This window comes from Streptococcus halitosis (genome assembly GCF_023147855.1).
GTDB classification, from domain to species: Bacteria; Bacillota; Bacilli; order Lactobacillales; family Streptococcaceae; genus Streptococcus; species Streptococcus halitosis_B.
Genome location: NZ_JAHXOP010000001.1, coordinates 438,331 through 456,621, shown reverse-complemented (window position 1 = coordinate 456,621; position 18,291 = coordinate 438,331). Strand labels below are relative to the sequence as shown.

The window sequence follows — 18,291 nt, the reverse complement described above, 5'->3', positions numbered from 1 at the left end:
TTCTTGTTTTTACAGAAGGAGGATTTATGCCTGAACTACCTGAGGTTGAAACGGTTCGTCGTGGCTTAGAAAAATTGATTTTGGGAAAGAAGATTTCTAGCCTAGAGATTCGTTATCCCAAGATGATTAAGACAGATTTGGAAGAGTTTCAAAGGGAATTGCCTGGTCAAGTTGTTGAGTCAATGGGACGTCGTGGCAAATATTTACTTTTCTATCTGACAGACAAGGTCTTGATTTCACATCTGCGGATGGAGGGAAAGTATTTTTACTATCCGAACCATGTTCCTGAACGCAAGCATGCCCATGTTTTCATTGAGTTCGAAGATGGTGGCACTCTTGTATATGAGGACGTACGCAAGTTTGGTACCATGGAACTCTTGGCGCCAGACCTTTTGGATGCCTACTTTGTTTCCAAAAAACTAGGGCCTGAGCCAAGAGAGCAGGACTTTGATTTGCAGGTCTTTCAAGCTGCCCTAGTCAAGTCTAAAAAGCCTATCAAATCCCATCTCCTAGACCAAACCTTGGTAGCTGGCCTTGGCAATATCTATGTGGATGAGGTCCTCTGGCGAGCTCAGGTCCATCCAGCTAGACCTTCCCAGACTTTGACGGCAGAAGAAGCGTCAGCGATTCATGACCAGACCATTGCTGTTTTGGGACAGGCAGTCGAAAAGGGCGGTTCCACCATTCGGACCTATACCAATGCCTTTGGGGAAGACGGAACCATGCAGGACTTCCATCAGGTCTATGATAAGACTGGACAAGCATGTTCGCGCTGTGGGACAGTGATTGAGAAATTCCAGCTCGGTGGACGGGGAACTCATTTTTGTCCTCAGTGTCAAAGGAGGGGCTGATGGGAAAAATCATTGGAATTACAGGAGGAATTGCTTCTGGTAAGTCAACTGTGACAAATTTCCTAAGAGAAAAAGGCTTTCAAGTGGTGGATGCTGACGCAGTCGTCCACCAGCTACAAAAACCTGGTGGTTGTCTTTATCAGCTCTTAGTTCAGCACTTTGGGCAGGAAATCATCCTTGAAAATGGAGAACTCAATCGCTCTCTCCTAGCTAGTCTCATCTTTTCAAATCCTGAAGAACGTGAATGGTCTAGGATAACTCAAGGAGAGATTATTCGTGAGGAATTGGCTGCACTGAGAGAACAGTTAGCCCAGACAGAAACGGTTTTTTTCATGGATATTCCCCTGCTTTTTGAACAGGACTACGCCAATTGGTTTGATGAAACATGGCTGGTCTATGTGGACCGTGATGTTCAGGTGGATCGTTTCATGAAACGAGATCATCTTTCTAAGGAAGTAGCTGAGTCCCGTTTGGCTGCCCAGTGGTCTTTAGAAGAAAAGAAAAAATTGGCGAGCCATATATTAGATAATAATGGCAGTCGCGATCAGCTTGTGGGTCAAGTAGTGAAGTTACTTGAAGGAGGCGATAGCTGTGCAAGAGATTAGTTGGAAAGAGAATCTTCGTGTCGCCTGGTTCGGTAGTTTTCTAACGGGAGCCAGTATTTCCTTGGTTGTCCCTTTCATGCCTATCTTTGTAGAGCAGTTGGGAATTGAAGGAGACCAAGTTGCTTTCTATGCTGGATTAGCTATCTCAGTTTCGGCTGTTTCAGCAGCTCTAGTTTCTCCTATCTGGGGTATTCTTGCTGACAAGTACGGTCGAAAGCCCATGATGATTCGAGCTGGGCTTGCCATGACCATCACTATGGGAGGTTTGGCCTTCGTGCCAAATATCTATTGGCTACTCTTTCTGCGCTTGCTCAATGGTGTATTTACTGGTTTTGTCCCCAATGCAACGGCCTTGATTGCTAGTCAGGTACCGAAAGATAAGTCGGGAGCGGCTCTGGGGACTCTATCTACAGGTGTTGTTGCAGGAACACTGACGGGCCCCTTTGTTGGAGGCTTTATTGCTGAAATTTTTGGCATTCGCAATGTCTTTTTATTGGTAGGCGCTTTCTTATTTTTAGCTGCAATCCTAACTATTTTCTTTATCAAGGAAGATTTTCAGCCAGTGGCTAAGGAGAAGGCTATCCCAACGAAAGAATTATTTTCTTCTTTCAAGTATCCTAGACTCTTAGTAAACCTATTTTTGACGAGTTTTGTCATTCAATTTTCAGCTCAATCAATTGGCCCCATTCTAGCTCTCTATGTGCGGGACTTAGGGCAGACTGAGAATCTCCTCTTTGTATCAGGATTAATCGTATCCAGCATGGGATTTTCTAGCATGATGAGTGCTGGAATTCTAGGAAAACTTGGCGATAAGGTAGGGAATCATAGATTGTTGGTCGCGGCGCAGATTTATTCCGTCATCATTTACCTTCTTTGTGCCCATGCAACCAGCCCCCTTCAACTTGGCTTGTATCGTTTTCTCTTTGGTTTGGGAACGGGAGCTCTCATACCGGGAGTCAATGCCCTTCTCAGCAAAATGACTCCCAAATCAGGTATTTCAAGGATCTTCGCCTTCAACCAAGTCTTTTTTTACCTTGGTGGAGTGATCGGACCTATGGCGGGATCCGTAGTTGCAGGATATTTGGGCTACCATGCTGTCTTTTATGCGACAGCAGCCTGTGTAGCTTTTAGTTGTTTATGTAACTTAGTGCAATTTAGATCGTTATTAAAAGTAAAGGAAATCTAGTGCGAGTAAAAATCAATCTCAAGTGCTCCTCTTGTGGCAGCATGAATTATCTAACCAGTAAGAACTCCAAAACTCATCCTGACAAGATTGAGGTTTTAAAGTATTGTCCCAAGGAAAGAAAAGTAACCCTACATCTTGAATCTAAGTAGATTTTATGGTAAAATAATAGGGATTTTAAGGAGTTTGATATGTATAACCTATTGTTAACCATTTTATTAGTATTATCTGTTGTGATTGTGATTGCGATTTTCATGCAACCGACTAAGAACCAATCCAGCAATGTATTTGATGCCAGCTCAGGTGATTTGTTTGAACGTAGTAAAGCGCGTGGTTTTGAAGCTGTGATGCAACGTTTGACAGGTATTTTAGTCTTTTTCTGGCTAGCCATTGCCTTAGCATTGACGGTATTATCAAGTAGATAAGAAATGGGCGAGACTAGGTCTTAGCCTATTTTTATTTTTAATGACACTTTTAAAGTTATCAATCAAAAAGAAATTATAAAAATCTAGAAAGAAAACATGAAAGATAAAATTAAAGAATATTTGCAAGAGAAGGGGCGAGTGACGGTAAATGACCTAGCTCAGGCTCTCGGAAAGGATGGATCCAAGGATTTCCGTGAGTTGATTAAAACCCTGTCTCTGATGGAAAGAAAGCACCAGATTCGTTTTGAAGATGACGGTAGTTTATGTCTGGACCAAAAGAAGAAACATGAAATTACCCTCAAAGGGATTTTTCATGCCCATAAAAACGGCTTTGGCTTTGTCAGTCTAGAAGGAGAAGAGGACGACCTTTTTGTAGGAAAAAACGATGTCAACTATGCTATTGATGGCGATACCGTTGAGGTGGTCATCAAGAAAATCGCTGACCGCAACAAGGAAACTGCAGCAGAAGCCAAAATTATTGATATCCTAGAGCATAGTCTGACAACCATTGTCGGTCAAATCGTTTTGGATCAGGAAAAGCCCAAGTATGCGGGCTACATCCGTTCAAAAAATCAGAAAATCAGCCAACCCATTTATGTGAAGAAACCAGCTATCAAGTTGGAAGGGACAGAGGTTCTCAAGGTCTTTATCGATAAATACCCAAGTAAGAAACATGATTTCTTTGTCGCTAGTGTCCTCGATGTGGTGGGACACTCGACAGATGCAGGAATTGATGTCCTTGAAGTCTTGGAGTCCATGGATATTGTCTCAGAATTTCCAGAAGCTGTTCTCAAAGAGGCAGAAAGTGTGCCAGATGCTCCGTCTCAAAAGGATATGGAAGGTCGTCTGGACCTGAGAGATGAAATCACCTTTACCATTGACGGTGCGGATGCTAAGGACTTGGACGACGCAGTACACATCAAGACTTTGAAAAATGGAAATCTAGAACTCGGAGTTCACATCGCAGATGTTTCCTACTATGTGACCGAGGGTTCTGCCCTTGACACGGAAGCTCTTAACCGCGCGACTTCTGTCTACGTGACAGACCGAGTGGTGCCAATGCTTCCAGAGCGTTTGTCAAACGGCATCTGCTCTCTCAATCCTCAAGTAGATCGCTTGACCCAGTCTGCTATTATGGAAATTGATAAACACGGTCGTGTGGTTAATTACACCATTACCCAAACAGTTATCAAGACTAGCTTTCGTATGACCTATAGCGATGTCAATGATATCCTAGCAGGTGACGAGGAAAAAAGACAAGAGTATAAGAAAATTGTTCCTAGTATCGAACTCATGGCCAAGCTTCATGAAACTTTAGAAAGCATGCGTGAGAAGCGTGGCGCCCTTAACTTTGATACCAGCGAAGCAAAGATTCTAGTGGATAAAAAAGGTAAGCCTGTGGATATCGTTCTTCGTCAGCGTGGTGTTGCTGAGCGGATGATTGAGTCCTTCATGTTGATTGCTAATGAAACGGTTGCCGAGCACTTTAGTAAACTGGACCTACCTTTCATTTATCGGATTCACGAGGAGCCCAAGGCTGAAAAAGTTCAGAAGTTTATTGATTATGCTTCGAGCTTTGGTTTGCGGATTTATGGGACTGCCAGTGAGATGAGCCAGGAGGCGCTTCAAGACATCATGCGTGCTGTTGAGGGAGAACCCTATGCGGATGTATTGTCCATGATGCTTCTCCGATCCATGCAACAAGCTCGCTATTCAGAGCACAATCACGGTCACTATGGACTAGCAGCTGACTATTACACTCATTTTACCAGTCCGATTCGCCGTTATCCAGACCTCCTTGTCCATCGAATGATTCGGGATTATGGGCGTTCTAAGGAAATAGCCGAGCATTTTGAACGAGTGATTCCAGAGATTGCAACTCAGTCTTCCAACCGTGAACGTCGTGCCATCGAGGCAGAGCGTGAAGTCGAAGCCATGAAAAAAGCTGAGTACATGGAAGAATACGTTGGTGAAGAGTATGATGCTGTTGTATCAAGTATCGTTAAATTTGGTCTCTTTGTCGAATTGCCAAATACAGTTGAAGGCTTGATTCACATTACTAATTTGCCTGAATTTTATCATTTCAACGAGCGTGACTTGACACTCCGTGGGGAGAAATCAGGCACAACCTTCCGTGTAGGACAGCAGATTCGCATTCGGGTTGAAAGAGTGGATAAGATGACAGGTGAGATTGACTTCTCTTATATCCCAAGTGAGTTTGATGTCATCGAAAAAGGCTTGAAACAAGCTGGGCGCAAAGACAGAGGTCGTGGTTCAAATCGCCGTTCAGACAAGAAGGAAGACAAGAGAAAATCAGGGCGCTCAAATGATAAGCACAAGCATTCACAAAAAGATAAAAAGAAAAAAGGCAAGAAACCTTTTTACAAAGAAGTAGCAAAGAAAGGAGCCAAGCATGGCAAAGGGCGAGGGAAAGGTCGTCGCACAAAATAAAAAAGCGCACCACGACTATACAATCGTAGATACGCTAGAGGCAGGAATGGTCCTGACCGGAACTGAAATCAAGAGCGTTCGAGCTGCTCGAATCAATCTCAAGGACGGCTTTGCCCAAGTAAAAAATGGGGAAGTCTGGCTGAGCAATGTTCATATCGCCCCTTACGAAGAGGGCAATATCTGGAACCAGGAACCTGAACGCCGTCGTAAACTCCTGCTCCATAAGAAGCAAATTCAAAAATTGGAACAAGAGACCAAGGGAACAGGGATGACCCTTGTTCCCCTTAAAGTCTATATCAAAGATGGCTACGCCAAACTCCTTTTAGGACTTGCAAAAGGGAAACATGACTATGACAAACGGGAGTCAATCAAGCGTCGTGAACAAAACCGCGACATCGCGCGTGTCATGAAAGCTGTCAACCAGCGTTAAGAAGAGGAAGTGAAATGGAAAAACTAATTGCCTATAAACGGATGCCCTTGTGGAATAAACAGACCATGCCAGAAATTGTCCAGCAGAAACACAACACCAAGGTCGGGACTTGGGGGAAAATTACTGTTCTAAAAGGAGCCCTCAAGTTTATTGAGTTGACTGAAGATGGTGAGGTTCTAGCTGAGCACCTCTTTGAGGCAGGAGCTGACAGTCCTATGGCACAACCGCAAGCCTGGCACCGAGTGGAGGCTGCCACTGATGATGTAGAATGGTACTTGGAATTTTATTGTAAACCTGAGGATTATTTCCCTAAGAAATACAATACCAATCCAGTCCATTCAGAGGTCCTAGAGGCTATGCAAACGGTGAAACCAGGAAGAGCCTTGGATTTGGGCTGTGGTCAGGGGCGTAACTCTCTCTTTCTCGCACAGAATGGTTTTGATGTGACAGCTGTGGATCAAAATGAATTGTCCCTTGAAATCTTGCAAAGCATTGTTGAGCAGGAAGACCTGGATATGCCTGTTGGTCTTTACGATATCAATTCAGCCAGTATTAGCCAAGACTATGATTTCATCGTATCGACAGTTGTTCTGATGTTCCTACAAGCGAACCGCATTCCAGCTATTATCCAAAATATGCAGGAGCACACCACAGTCGGTGGTTACAATCTTATCGTCTGTGCAATGTATACAGAGGATTATCCTTGCTCGGTTAATTTCCCATTCACCTTTAAAGAAGGGGAGTTGGCGGACTACTACAAGGATTGGGAATTGGTCAAGTATAATGAAAACCCAGGACATCTGCACCGTCGTGATGAAAATGGCAATCGCATTCAATTACGCTTTGCGACTATGCTAGCTAAAAAAATCAAGTAAATCAAACCTATACCAGCGAATAGAAACCACTTTGCAAGGTCTCTATTCGTTTTTGTTTGCGTTGGTTGATTGGGGAGAGCAGGATTTTATGCTATACTAGAAGTAGGAAATCTGAGCAATTGGGCTGTATTGCTGATACTCTCAGCGCAAGAAAGTCTTTATGATGGAGGTGGTCGAATGACGAGTCTTTTGGTGGAATTGTATGATCGGCATGTATTGGAAAAGAATGTCTACCAAGCCTTTATCAGTGATTGTGACGAGATTCTTTTTCTATCTTTGACGAAAATAAGCAATGAAGAGAAACTCTCTCTCCGTCAGTTTATCATGGAAGAGGTGCCTCATATTCAACGAGTGACCTTTCGTCAGTTATCCTTAGAACAACTGTCTGATCAGTTAGATTATTGTCTAGCAGGCTATGACCAGGTTCTTCTTGATGTTTTTGGTGGGGATTCGCTACTAGCCTTATCTCTCTATCAATACGGCTTGGACCGCCACCTCCCCATCGTTGCCATGGATGTCGAGCGGGGAAAACAATACAAGTGGGTAGCCGGTCAGTTAGAAAAAGAAGACTTGGACATTCCTACCCTAAGCATCCAACAGTTGATAGCCTTGCGTGGTGGAAAAATCCTCAAATCCAAACGTCCTATCCACTCAGCTCAGCAAATTGCAGCCATCAAAAAGCTAGCCAGCTCTGCTATTGCTAATCCTGCCCACTGGTATCAAGTGACCCAATTTTTCTCTTTAGCTAAGACCAATGACCTGTATGCTGAAACCGAAAAAATACTGGAAAACAACGGCAAGTATTATCACTATCCAGAATCCTTCATTCCCTTACTAGTGGAGGCTGGAATGATTCGTATTGAAAGCGAGGACAAAGAGCGAGTAAGCTACAGCTTTCCAAGTCAAGAAGCTCAAGTCTTTTGCCGCAACAAGGGGCATATTTTAGAGGTATATCTCTATCTCTTGGCGCTTGAATCTCAGCTGTTTGATGAGTGCATGATAGGCGGTGAGATTGATTGGAATGGCATCTTTCCAGAGGCGGATAATGTCCAAAATGAGATTGATGTTATTCTAAGAAAAGGACGCTCGATTACCTTTATCTCCTGCAAGATGACAGATTTATCAGTCGAAGCCATCAATGAACTAGAAGTCTATGCCAATCATTTTGCTGGAGAGAGTTGCCTCAAGTTAATTGTCTGTACGGGGAAAATCAATCCTGTTTATGCCAATCGCTGCCAGGAATACGGCGTGCTGGTCATTAGAAGTGAGCAGATTCCCAATCTCATTCCCATGCTAAAAAAATATTCTAAGAGACAAAAAAGATAAGAAATAATATCATGAAAGGCTGGAATTCCAGCCTTTTTTGCTTTTTTTTCGAATAAATGAGAAAAGGAGGTAGACCATGTTTGTAGCCAGAGATGCCAAGGGGAATTTGGTGAATGCCCTCGAAAAAGATGTGACCAAGCAAGCTTATACTTGTCCAGCCTGTGGAGGCGGACTACGGTTACGCCAAGGACAGAGTATTCGAACGCACTTTGCCCATGAAATGTTAAGGGATTGTATGGCTATTTTTGAAAATGAAAGTCCAGAACACTTGGGCAACAAAGAGGCCCTTTATCACTGGGCCAAGAAAGATAGTCAGGTCGCTTTAGAATATAGTCTGCCCGAGATCCAGCAGGTTGCGGATGTTCTCGTCAATGAGAAACTAGCTCTGGAGGTTCAGTGTAGCCCCTTGTCCCAAAAGCTTTTAGGCGATAGAAGCCAAGGATACCGTAGCCAGAGCTATCAGGTTATCTGGCTACTGGGAGAAAAACTCTGGTTAAAGGAGCGATTAACACAACTGCAAAGGGGATTTCTCTATTTTAGTCAAAATATGGGTTTCTTTGTTTGGGAACTGGATCTCAAAAGGAAAATTTTGAGACTGAAATACCTTTTACATCAGGACCTACGTGGCAAGCTTCATTTTCAGGTCAAAGAATTTCCCTATGGAAAAGGAAATCTCTTGGAAATTCTACGATTTCCTTATCAAAAACAAAAACTACCTCGTTTTGCAGTCGTGCAAGATATCACTATCTGTCACTACATTCGCCAGCAGTTGTACTACCAAACCCCTTACTGGATGAAGAAGCAAGAAGAGGCCTATCATCGAGGAGACAATCTATTAAACCGTCAACTAGACGACTGGTATCCTCAAGTCAAGCCGATAGAATCAGGTGATTTTTTGCAGATTGAAACGGATTTGACTAGCTATTATAGAAATTTTCAGGCTTACTATCAAAAAAATCCGAAAAATAATCGCCAAAAGCTCTATCCGCCAGCCTTTTATCGCTTATATTTCTCAAAAAATGTGGTAAAATAGAAAGGATGGAGGAATCTTATGGTATTACAACGACATGAAATAAATGAAAAAGATACATGGGATCTTTCGACAATCTACCCAACAGACCAGGCTTGGGAAGAAGCCTTGAAAGATTTAACTGAAAAAGTACAAACAGCGTCCCAGTATGAGGGGCATCTCTTGGATAGCGCAGACAGTTTGCTTGAGATCACAGAATTCTCACTTGACTTGGAACGCCAAGTTGAAAAGCTTTATGTCTATGCACATATGAAAAATGACCAGGACACGCGTGAGGCCAAGTATCAAGAGTACTATGCTAAGGCAATGACCCTATACAGTCAGTTAGAACAAGCCTTTTCATTCTATGAACCTGAGTTTATGGAGATTGGCGAAGAGCAGTATGCGGCCTTCCTAGAAGCTCAACCAAAACTCCAAGTTTACAAGCACTTTTTTGACAAACTCTTGCAAAAGAAAGACCATGTTCTTTCGCAACGTGAGGAAGAATTACTTGCTGGAGCAGGAGAAATCTTTGGCGCTGCTAGTGAAACCTTCGCTATTTTGGACAATGCGGATATTAGCTTCCCATACGTGCTTGATGACGAAGGCAAGGAAGTGCAACTTTCACACGGTACTTACATCCGTTTGATGGAGTCTAAAAACCGTGAAGTGCGTCGTGGTGCCTATGAAGCCCTTTATGCGACATATGAGCAATTCCAACACACTTACGCTAAGACCTTGCAGACAAATGTTAAGGTGCAAAACTACCGTGCCAAAGTTCGCAACTATAAGAGCGCTCGCCATGCAGCCCTCGCTGCCAACTTTGTTCCAGAAAGTGTCTACGATAATCTAGTAGCAGCAGTTCGCAAGCACTTGCCACTCTTGCATCGTTACCTCGAGCTTCGTTCAAAAATCTTGGGTATTTCTGATCTCAAGATGTACGATGTCTACACACCACTATCTTCAGTAGAATACAGCTTTACTTATGAGGAAGCCTTGAAGAAAGCAGAAGAAGCCTTGGCGGTCTTGGGTGAAGACTACTTGAGTCGAGTTAAACGGGCCTTCAGTGAGCGTTGGATTGATGTCTATGAAAATCAAGGCAAGCGTTCTGGTGCCTACTCTGGTGGTTCTTACGATACCAATGCTTTCATGCTCCTCAACTGGCAGGACAATCTAGATAATCTCTTTACCCTTGTCCATGAAACAGGTCACAGTATGCACTCTAGCTATACTCGTGAAACTCAGCCTTATGTTTACGGAGATTACTCTATCTTCTTGGCTGAGATTGCCTCAACGACCAATGAAAATATCTTGACAGAGAAATTATTGGAAGAAGTAGAAGACGATGCAACGCGCTTTGCTATTCTCAATAACTTCTTGGACGGTTTCCGTGGAACAGTCTTCCGTCAAACTCAATTCGCTGAGTTTGAACACGCCATCCATCAAGCAGACCAAAATGGAGAAGTCTTGACAAGTGATTTCCTCAATAAGCTCTACGCTGACCTGAACCAAGAGTACTATGGACTCAGCAAGGAAGACAATCCTCAGATCCAATACGAGTGGGCACGCATTCCACACTTCTACTATAACTACTATGTTTATCAGTATTCAACTGGTTTTGCAGCTGCTTCAGCCTTAGCTGAAAAGATTGTCCATGGTAGTCAAGAAGATCGTGACCGCTATATCGACTACCTCAAGGCTGGTAAGTCTGACTATCCGCTCAATGTTATGAGAAAAGCGGGAGTAGATATGGAAAAAGAAGACTATCTCAACGATGCCTTTGCAGTCTTTGAACGCCGCTTGAACGAGTTTGAAGCCCTTGTTGAAAAATTGGGACTAGCTTAAGATGGTAGAGTCTTACAGTAAAAATGCCAATCACAATATGCGACGTCCCGTCGTCAAGGAAGACATCGTAGAACTCATGCGCCAGCGTCAAAAGCAGGTGACTGGTTCTTTGAAAGAATTGGAGACCTTCGCTCGCAAGGAAAATATCCCAATCATTCCTCATGAAACAGTTGCCTACTTTCGATTTCTCATGGAAAGTCTGCAGCCTAAGAATATTTTGGAAATTGGGACGGCAATTGGCTTTTCAGCCCTCCTGATGGCAGAACATGCGCCAACTGCAAAGATTACAACCATTGACCGTAATCCTGAGATGATAGGCTTTGCCAAGGAAAACTTTGCCCGGTTTGACAGTCGTAAGCAAATCACCCTCTTAGAGGGAGATGCCGTCGATGTTTTGTCTAGCCTGACAGAAACTTATGATTTTGTCTTTATGGATTCGGCTAAGTCCAAGTACATCGTCTTTCTGCCTGAAATCCTCAAACATTTGGAAGTCGGTGGAGTGGTTGTCTTGGATGATATTTTCCAAGGGGGTGATGTTGCTAAGGACATCATGGAAGTTCGACGAGGGCAGCGAACGATTTATCGTGGTTTGCAAAAACTTTTCGACGCAACTTTGGATAATCCAGGTCTAACGGCAACTCTAGTTCCTCTTGGTGATGGCATTCTCATGCTACGAAAGAACGTAGCAGATGTACAGCTACCTGATGATAAATGATTTTCAGAAAAATTTAAGAAATTATAGTAAAATAGATAAAGTAACACTTACCGTAAAAGGAGTAAACATGAAGAAAAAAATTATGGCAGGAGCCATCACACTTTTATCAGTAGCAACACTTGCAGCTTGTTCAAATAGTTCTGAAGGAAAAGATTTGATCAGCATGAAGGGTGATGTGATTACAGAGCATCAATTTTTTGAAGAAGTAAAGAACAATCCAACTGCACAACAAGTATTGCTCAATATGACCATCCAAAAAGTATTTGAAAAACAATATGGGTCAGAAGTGACTGACAAAGATGTGGATGACGCCGTTGCTGAGGAACAAAAGAAATACGGCGATAGCTACAACAGCGTACTTCAACGGGCAGGTATGACTGCTGAAACTCGTAAAGCTCAAATTCGTACTAGCAAATTGGTTGAATTGGCAGTTAAGAAAGCTGCCGAGAGTGAATTGACAGATGAGGCTTACCAAAAGGCTTTTGAGTCTTATACACCAGATGTGACAGCTCAAATCATCCGTATGGATAATGAAGACAAGGCGAAAGAAGTGCTTGAAAAAGCGAAAGCAGAAGGTGCAGATTTTGCTCAGTTGGCAAAAGACAACTCTAACGATGATAAGACAAAAGAAAATGGTGGAGAAATCACTTTTGACTCTGCTTCAACAGAACTTCCAGAACAAGTCAAAAAAGCAGCCTTTGCCTTGGATGTGAACGGTGTTTCTGATGTGATTACGGCTACTGGAACACAAGCCTACAGCAATCAATTCTACATCGTTAAAGTAACGAAGAAGACAGAAAAATCTTCTAACTTAGAGGATTACAAAGAAAAATTGAAGACCATCATTTTGACTCAAAAACAAAATGATTCAGCCTTTGTTCAAGGGGTAATTGGTAAAGAATTACAAGCAGCAAACATCAAGGTCAAAGATCAAGCCTTCCAAAACATCTTCACCCAATACATCGGTGGTGGTGACTCAAGCTCAAGTTCAAGCAGTAGCTCTTCATCTAATTAAGCAATGAAAATACAAATCTCATTTGAGGTTTGTATTTTTTATGCTTGAAAACAAAAAATAAGTAAAATTCGAAGGATTAAAGGATAATAGTTTTTTTCTTTCTGAAAAAGTGGTATAATAACAATCAAAACTAGAAAATAAAACGGAATTAGGGACAACCACCTCTGTTCCTATTAGAGTGGTGAAATATGAAAATTAGTAAAAGGCACCTACTAAACTATTCCATTTTGATTCCTTATTTTCTTCTGTCAATTTTGGGGTTGATTGTAGTTTACTCGACAACGAGTGCAACCCTAATTGAAGAAGGAAAAAGCGCTTTTCAATTGGTACGTAACCAGGGGATTTTCTGGGTAGCTAGTTTGGTTTTGATTGCCTTAATCTATAAATTAAAATTAGATTTCCTGAGAAATGGACGTCTCATTTTTATCGTGATGATTGTGGAGATGGTTCTTTTAGCCCTAGCGCGTCTGGTCGGAACACCTGTCAATGGAGCATACGGATGGATTTCTGTAGGACCTGTAACGATTCAGCCGGCTGAATACCTTAAGATTATCATCATCTGGTACTTGGCACATCGTTTTTCAAAACAGCAAGATGAGATTGCGGTTTATGATTTCCAGGTGTTGACCCAAAATCAATGGCTACCTCGGGCTTTTAACGACTGGCGTTTTGTTCTGCTGGTTCTGATTGGTAGCTTGGGGATTTTCCCCGACTTGGGAAATGCGACCATCTTGGTTTTGGTAGCGCTCATTATGTATACTGTTAGTGGAATCGCCTATCGTTGGTTCTCGACCATTCTAGCTCTCTTAGCAGGGAGTTCAATTTTAGTATTGTCTGTCATACGTCTCGTTGGGGTTGAAAAATTTTCTCAGATACCGGTATTTGGTTACGTTGCTAAACGTTTTAGTGCCTTCTTTAATCCCTTTAATGACTTGGCGGGTGCAGGACACCAGCTTGCAAACTCCTACTATGCAATGGTAAATGGAGGCTGGTTCGGACTAGGATTGGGAAATTCTATCGAGAAGCGTGGTTATCTGCCAGAGGCCCATACGGATTTCGTGTTTTCGATTGTTATCGAAGAGTTTGGATTCGTAGGAGCCAGTATGATTTTGGCTTTACTCTTCTTCTTAATTTTGCGAATCATCTTGGTTGGTATTCGAGCTAAGGATCCCTTTAACTCCATGGTTGCTATCGGTGTCGGAGGGATGATTCTTGTTCAGATCTTTGTCAATATCGGTGGGATTTCTGGTTTGATTCCTTCTACAGGGGTGACCTTCCCCTTCCTTTCACAAGGTGGGAACAGTCTCCTGGTATTATCCGTAGCCATTGCCCTTGTATTAAATATCGATGCCAGCGAGAAACGTGCTAAACTCATTAGAGAATACGAATCTCAAACTGTTGAAGGTCTGTAAGGATTGTATGGAAAGGAAAAATATATGTCTCTTCAGAAATTAGAAAACTATAGTAATAAAGCCGTCATCCAAGAAGAAGTCTTGATTTTGACTGAGCTGCTAGAAGATATCACAAAAAATATGCTAGCGCCAGAGACCTTTGAAAAAATCATGCAGTTGAAGGAATTATCAACAAATGAAAACTATCAAGGGCTCAATGAACTGGTGACTAGCCTTTCCAATGAAGAAATGATTTACATTTCTCGTTATTTCTCTATCCTTCCACTCTTGATTAATATATCTGAGGATGTGGACTTAGCCTATAAAATTAACCACCAGAACAATGTGGACCAAGACTATCTAGGAAAACTATCTACAACCATAAAGATGGTAGCTGAAAAAGAAAATGCAGCTGAAATTTTAGAAAAGTTAAATGTCGTTCCTGTCTTAACTGCCCATCCAACGCAAGTACAACGCAAGAGTATGCTGGACTTGACCAACCATATCCATACGCTCTTGCGCAAGTACCGTGATGTCAAACTAGGCTTGATTAATAAAGAAAAATGGAACATGGATCTCCGTCGTTACATTGAAATTATCATGCAAACAGACATGATTCGTGAGAAGAAGTTGAAAGTAACTAACGAAATCACCAACGTGATGGAGTACTATCAAAGTTCCTTCCTGAATGCTGTGCCGCGTTTGACGGCTGAATATAAGAAACTAGCTAAAGAACAAGGAATTGAGCTCCAACATCCAAAACCAATTACTATGGGGATGTGGATTGGAGGAGACCGTGATGGAAATCCTTTCGTAACAGCGGAAACCCTCAATAAATCAGCTTTGACTCAGTGCGAAGTCATCATGAACTACTACGATGAAAAGATTTATAATCTTTATCGTGAATTTTCACTGTCAACCAGTATTGTGAATGTCAGTGATAAAGTTCGTGAGATGGCGCTGAAGTCACAAGATAACTCCATTTACCGTGAAAAAGAACTCTATCGTCGTGCTCTTTTTGATATCCAAGCTAAGATGCAGGCAACAAAGGCTTATTTGATAGATGATAAGGATCTTCAACCTAGATATGCCACTGCGGATGAATTCTATCAAGATTTGTTGGCCATTCGAGATTCTCTCCTTGAGAACAAAGGAGAATACCTGATTTCAGGAGAATTTGTTGAACTGATGCAAGCCGTTGAAATCTTTGGCTTCTACCTTGCTTCTATCGATATGCGCCAAGACTCTAGTGTTCATGAAGCCTGTGTGGCTGAATTGTTAGCATCTGCTGGCATCAACGACCATTATAGCGATCTCTCTGAAGATGAAAAATGCGCCCTACTCTTAAAAGAGTTGGAAGAAGATCCTCGTATCCTCTCAGCTACTTATGCTGAAAAGTCAGAACTGCTTGAGAAAGAATTGTCTATCTTCAAAACTGCTCGCAAGTTGAAGGATAAACTGGGTGAAAATGTCATTCGCCAAACCATCATCTCTCACGCGACAAGTGTATCTGATATGCTAGAATTAGCCATTATGCTCAAGGAAGTCGGCTTGGTGGATGCTCAAAAAGCGCGCGTTCAGATTGTCCCCCTCTTTGAAACGATTGAAGACTTGGATCACTCGGAAGAAACCATGAGAAGATATTTCTCTCTTCCATTGGCTAAAAAATGGATTGCTTCAAAAGACAACTACCAAGAAATCATGCTTGGCTACTCCGATAGTAATAAAGACGGTGGTTATTTATCATCATGTTGGACTCTCTATAAAGCACAACAACAACTGACTGCTATCGGGGATGAATTTGGCGTTAAAGTTACCTTCTTCCATGGACGTGGTGGTACTGTAGGTCGTGGTGGTGGTCCAACTTATGAAGCCATCACATCTCAACCGCTCAAGTCTATCAAGGACCGTATCCGTCTGACTGAGCAAGGAGAAGTGATTGGAAACAAATACGGAAACAAAGACGCTGCCTATTATAACCTTGAAATGTTGGTTTCTGCAGCCATTAACCGTATGATTACCAAGAAGAAGAGCGATACCAACACGTCAAATCGTTATGAAGCTGTTATGGATCAAGTGGTAGACCGTAGCTACGATATCTACCGTGATTTGGTCTTTGGAAATGAACATTTCTATGACTATTTCTTCGAGTCAAGCCCAATCAAGGCTATTTCAAGCTTTAATATCGGTTCGCGTCCAGCAGCTCGTAAGACCATCACTGAAATCGGCGGTTTACGTGCTATCCCTTGGGTCTTTTCATGGTCACAAAGTCGTGTCATGTTCCCTGGATGGTACGGAGTAGGATCCAGCTTTAAAGAGTTTATTGATCAAGATCCAAAGAATATTGAGTTTCTTCGTGACATGTACCAAAACTGGCCTTTCTTCCAATCTCTTCTTTCCAATGTAGACATGGTCTTATCTAAGTCTAATATGAACATTGCTTTTGAATATGCCAAGCTCTGTGAAGATGAAGAAGTGCAAGCTATCTACTACACTATTTTAGATGAATGGCAGTTAACTAAGGACGTTATTTTAGCTATCGAAGGTTATGACGAACTCTTGGCAGAAAACTCTTATCTAAAAGACAGTCTAAACTATCGTATGCCTTACTTTAATATCCTTAACTACATCCAGTTGGAGTTGATCAAACGTCAACGTCGCGGCGAATTGTCAGCTGACGAAGAAAAACTAATCCATACAACTATTAACGGAATTGCGACTGGTTTGCGTAATTCAGGCTGATATTTTCTAAACTTCCTCTTTTTACTAGGAGGAAGTTTTTGAATTGTTTAAAAAATTCTAAAAATAGTCTTGACAAGTAGTTGAAAAATGATATAATTTAAACATTCAGAAAGTAATCATTGAAGTTTTTTAGAGAGTCTGTGGTTGGTGGAAACAGATAAATGGAAGTGATGAAAATTGGGCTGAATGTTATAAAGAATTTGAAATCATAAAAATTCGGTGAGCACACCTTACAGTGCAACTCGTGAATGCGAGAAAGAGCGATAGGGATATTCCCTATAATTGAGGTGGCACCGCGCATCGACGTCCTCACACAAGTTTTTGTGTGAGGACTTTTTCTTTTAGGAGGATGATTATGGAATTTAAACGATGGTGTCGCTTGTTTTGTTGAAAAGAGCATTATACAAGTGATTAAAAAGGAGAAAGAATATGAAAAATAAACGATTGATTGGAATTATCGCTGGATTAGCAGTATTGGTGGTGGCTAGTTTGATTTATTCATCAATGAATAAGCCTGCAGCTAAGGAAGATCAAAAGGTTGCTAAGGTTGGGGTCCTTCAATTTGTTAGTCACCCATCCTTGGACTTGATTTACCAAGGGATTCAAGATGGACTAGCTGAAGAAGGCTATAAGGACGACCAGGTAAAAATCGACTTTATGAACTCTGAAGGTGATCAGAGCAAGGTTGCAACCATGAGTAAACAATTGGTAGCAAATGGAAACGACCTTGTTGTTGGGATTGCAACACCAGCAGCTCAAGGACTCGCTAGTGCTACAAAAGACCTACCAGTTATCATGGCTGCTATTACAGACCCAATCGGTGCTAACTTGGTCAAGGATTTGAAAAAACCAGGTGGCAACATCACAGGGGTATCAGACCACAACCCCGCTGAACAGCAAGTGGAATTGATTAAAACTTTGACACCAAATGTCAAAACAATCGGCGCTCTCTACTCAAGTAGCGAAGATAACTCAAAAACACAGGTAGAAGAATTCAAGGCTTATGCTGAAAAAGCAGGTTTGACAGTCGAAACATTTGCCGTTCCTTCAACAAATGAAATTGCTTCAACAGTCAATGTTATGACAAGCAAGGTCGATGCAATTTGGGTTCCAATTGACAACACCATCGCATCAGCATTCTCAACAGTTGTTTCAAGTAACCAAACAGCTAAAAAGCCAATCTACCCAAGCGCTACTGCCATGGTAGAAGCAGGTGGATTAGCATCTGTAGTAGTTGACCAACACGATCTTGGAGTGGCTACTGGTAAAATGATTGCCAAAGTTTTGAAAGGTGAAAAACCAGCTGATACGCCAGTTAATGTCTTTTCAACTGGTAAGTCAGTGATTAACAAAAAACTAGCGCAGGAACTTGGTATCACCATTCCTGAGTCTGTTCTAAAAGAAGCAGGACAAGTGATAGAATAAAGA

The 18,291-nt window shown here is 42.0% G+C and carries 16 protein-coding genes and 1 other annotated feature; all 16 genes read left to right on the top strand.

Annotated elements, in window-relative coordinates:
• The first annotated feature begins 26 nt into the window (after window positions 1–26).
• The 16 genes from mutM to trpX all read left to right on the top strand — a co-directional run bounded on the left by mutM (window position 27) and on the right by trpX (window position 18,288).
• A complete protein-coding gene (gene mutM / locus KZX55_RS02235) occupies window positions 27–851 on the top strand; it encodes a DNA-formamidopyrimidine glycosylase (protein ID WP_248023499.1) in 825 nt (274 codons plus the stop codon).
• On the top strand, window positions 851–1,456 hold the full coding sequence (gene coaE / locus KZX55_RS02230) for a dephospho-CoA kinase (protein WP_248023490.1): 606 nt from the start codon (window positions 851–853) through the stop codon (window positions 1,454–1,456). Before mutM ends, coaE begins: the two co-directional genes overlap by 1 nt.
• Window positions 1,443–2,642, top strand: a complete 1,200-nt coding sequence (locus KZX55_RS02225; protein ID WP_248023488.1) for a multidrug efflux MFS transporter — start codon at window positions 1,443–1,445, stop codon at window positions 2,640–2,642. The genes coaE and KZX55_RS02225 overlap by 14 nt, the downstream gene beginning before the upstream one ends.
• Window positions 2,642–2,791 (top strand): 50S ribosomal protein L33, encoded by a 150-nt coding sequence (gene rpmG / locus KZX55_RS02220; protein WP_007519517.1) that lies wholly within the window; start codon window positions 2,642–2,644, stop codon window positions 2,789–2,791. The genes KZX55_RS02225 and rpmG overlap by 1 nt, the downstream gene beginning before the upstream one ends.
• A 39-nt stretch (window positions 2,792–2,830) precedes the next feature.
• The gene (gene secG, locus KZX55_RS02215; protein WP_000282517.1) at window positions 2,831–3,064 is read left to right on the top strand and encodes a preprotein translocase subunit SecG; all 234 of its coding nucleotides are present in this window, start codon (window positions 2,831–2,833) and stop codon (window positions 3,062–3,064) included.
• Between the two features lie 96 nt (window positions 3,065–3,160).
• Window positions 3,161–5,515, top strand: coding sequence for a ribonuclease R (gene rnr, locus KZX55_RS02210; RefSeq protein ID WP_248023466.1), 2,355 nt, complete (start codon window positions 3,161–3,163; stop codon window positions 5,513–5,515).
• The gene (gene smpB / locus KZX55_RS02205) at window positions 5,478–5,945 is read left to right on the top strand and encodes an SsrA-binding protein SmpB (RefSeq protein WP_001051742.1); all 468 of its coding nucleotides are present in this window, start codon (window positions 5,478–5,480) and stop codon (window positions 5,943–5,945) included. Before rnr ends, smpB begins: the two co-directional genes overlap by 38 nt.
• 14 nt (window positions 5,946–5,959) lie before the next feature.
• Window positions 5,960–6,820 carry an SAM-dependent methyltransferase TehB gene (tehB, locus tag KZX55_RS02200; RefSeq protein WP_248023459.1) on the top strand — a complete coding sequence of 287 codons (861 nt, stop codon included), beginning with the start codon at window positions 5,960–5,962 and terminating at the stop codon, window positions 6,818–6,820.
• Window positions 6,821–6,997: 177 nt separating this feature from the next.
• On the top strand, window positions 6,998–8,146 hold the full coding sequence (locus tag KZX55_RS02195; RefSeq protein WP_000202642.1) for a DUF1887 family protein: 1,149 nt from the start codon (window positions 6,998–7,000) through the stop codon (window positions 8,144–8,146).
• Between the two features lie 76 nt (window positions 8,147–8,222).
• On the top strand, window positions 8,223–9,179 hold the full coding sequence (locus tag KZX55_RS02190) for a competence protein CoiA (RefSeq protein ID WP_248023457.1): 957 nt from the start codon (window positions 8,223–8,225) through the stop codon (window positions 9,177–9,179).
• 18 nt (window positions 9,180–9,197) lie between these two features.
• The gene (gene pepF / locus KZX55_RS02185) at window positions 9,198–11,000 is read left to right on the top strand and encodes an oligoendopeptidase F (protein ID WP_248023455.1); all 1,803 of its coding nucleotides are present in this window, start codon (window positions 9,198–9,200) and stop codon (window positions 10,998–11,000) included.
• Between the two features lies 1 nt (window position 11,001).
• Window positions 11,002–11,715, top strand: a complete 714-nt coding sequence (locus tag KZX55_RS02180) for an O-methyltransferase (RefSeq protein ID WP_248023446.1) — start codon at window positions 11,002–11,004, stop codon at window positions 11,713–11,715.
• Between the two features lie 67 nt (window positions 11,716–11,782).
• The gene (prsA, locus tag KZX55_RS02175) at window positions 11,783–12,730 is read left to right on the top strand and encodes a peptidylprolyl isomerase PrsA (RefSeq protein WP_248023444.1); all 948 of its coding nucleotides are present in this window, start codon (window positions 11,783–11,785) and stop codon (window positions 12,728–12,730) included.
• 188 nt (window positions 12,731–12,918) lie between these two features.
• Window positions 12,919–14,142, top strand: coding sequence for a cell division peptidoglycan polymerase FtsW (ftsW, locus tag KZX55_RS02170; protein WP_248023434.1), 1,224 nt, complete (start codon window positions 12,919–12,921; stop codon window positions 14,140–14,142).
• A 24-nt stretch (window positions 14,143–14,166) separates the two neighbouring features.
• On the top strand, window positions 14,167–16,863 hold the full coding sequence (gene ppc / locus KZX55_RS02165; RefSeq protein ID WP_248023432.1) for a phosphoenolpyruvate carboxylase: 2,697 nt from the start codon (window positions 14,167–14,169) through the stop codon (window positions 16,861–16,863).
• A gap of 97 nt (window positions 16,864–16,960) precedes the next feature.
• Window positions 16,961–17,177 (top strand) — a binding site (T-box leader).
• Window positions 17,178–17,292: 115 nt separating this feature from the next.
• Complete coding sequence (gene trpX, locus KZX55_RS02160) at window positions 17,293–18,288, top strand: tryptophan ABC transporter substrate-binding protein (RefSeq protein WP_248023427.1); 996 nt, start codon at window positions 17,293–17,295, stop codon at window positions 18,286–18,288.
• Window positions 18,289–18,291 lie beyond the last annotated feature (3 nt).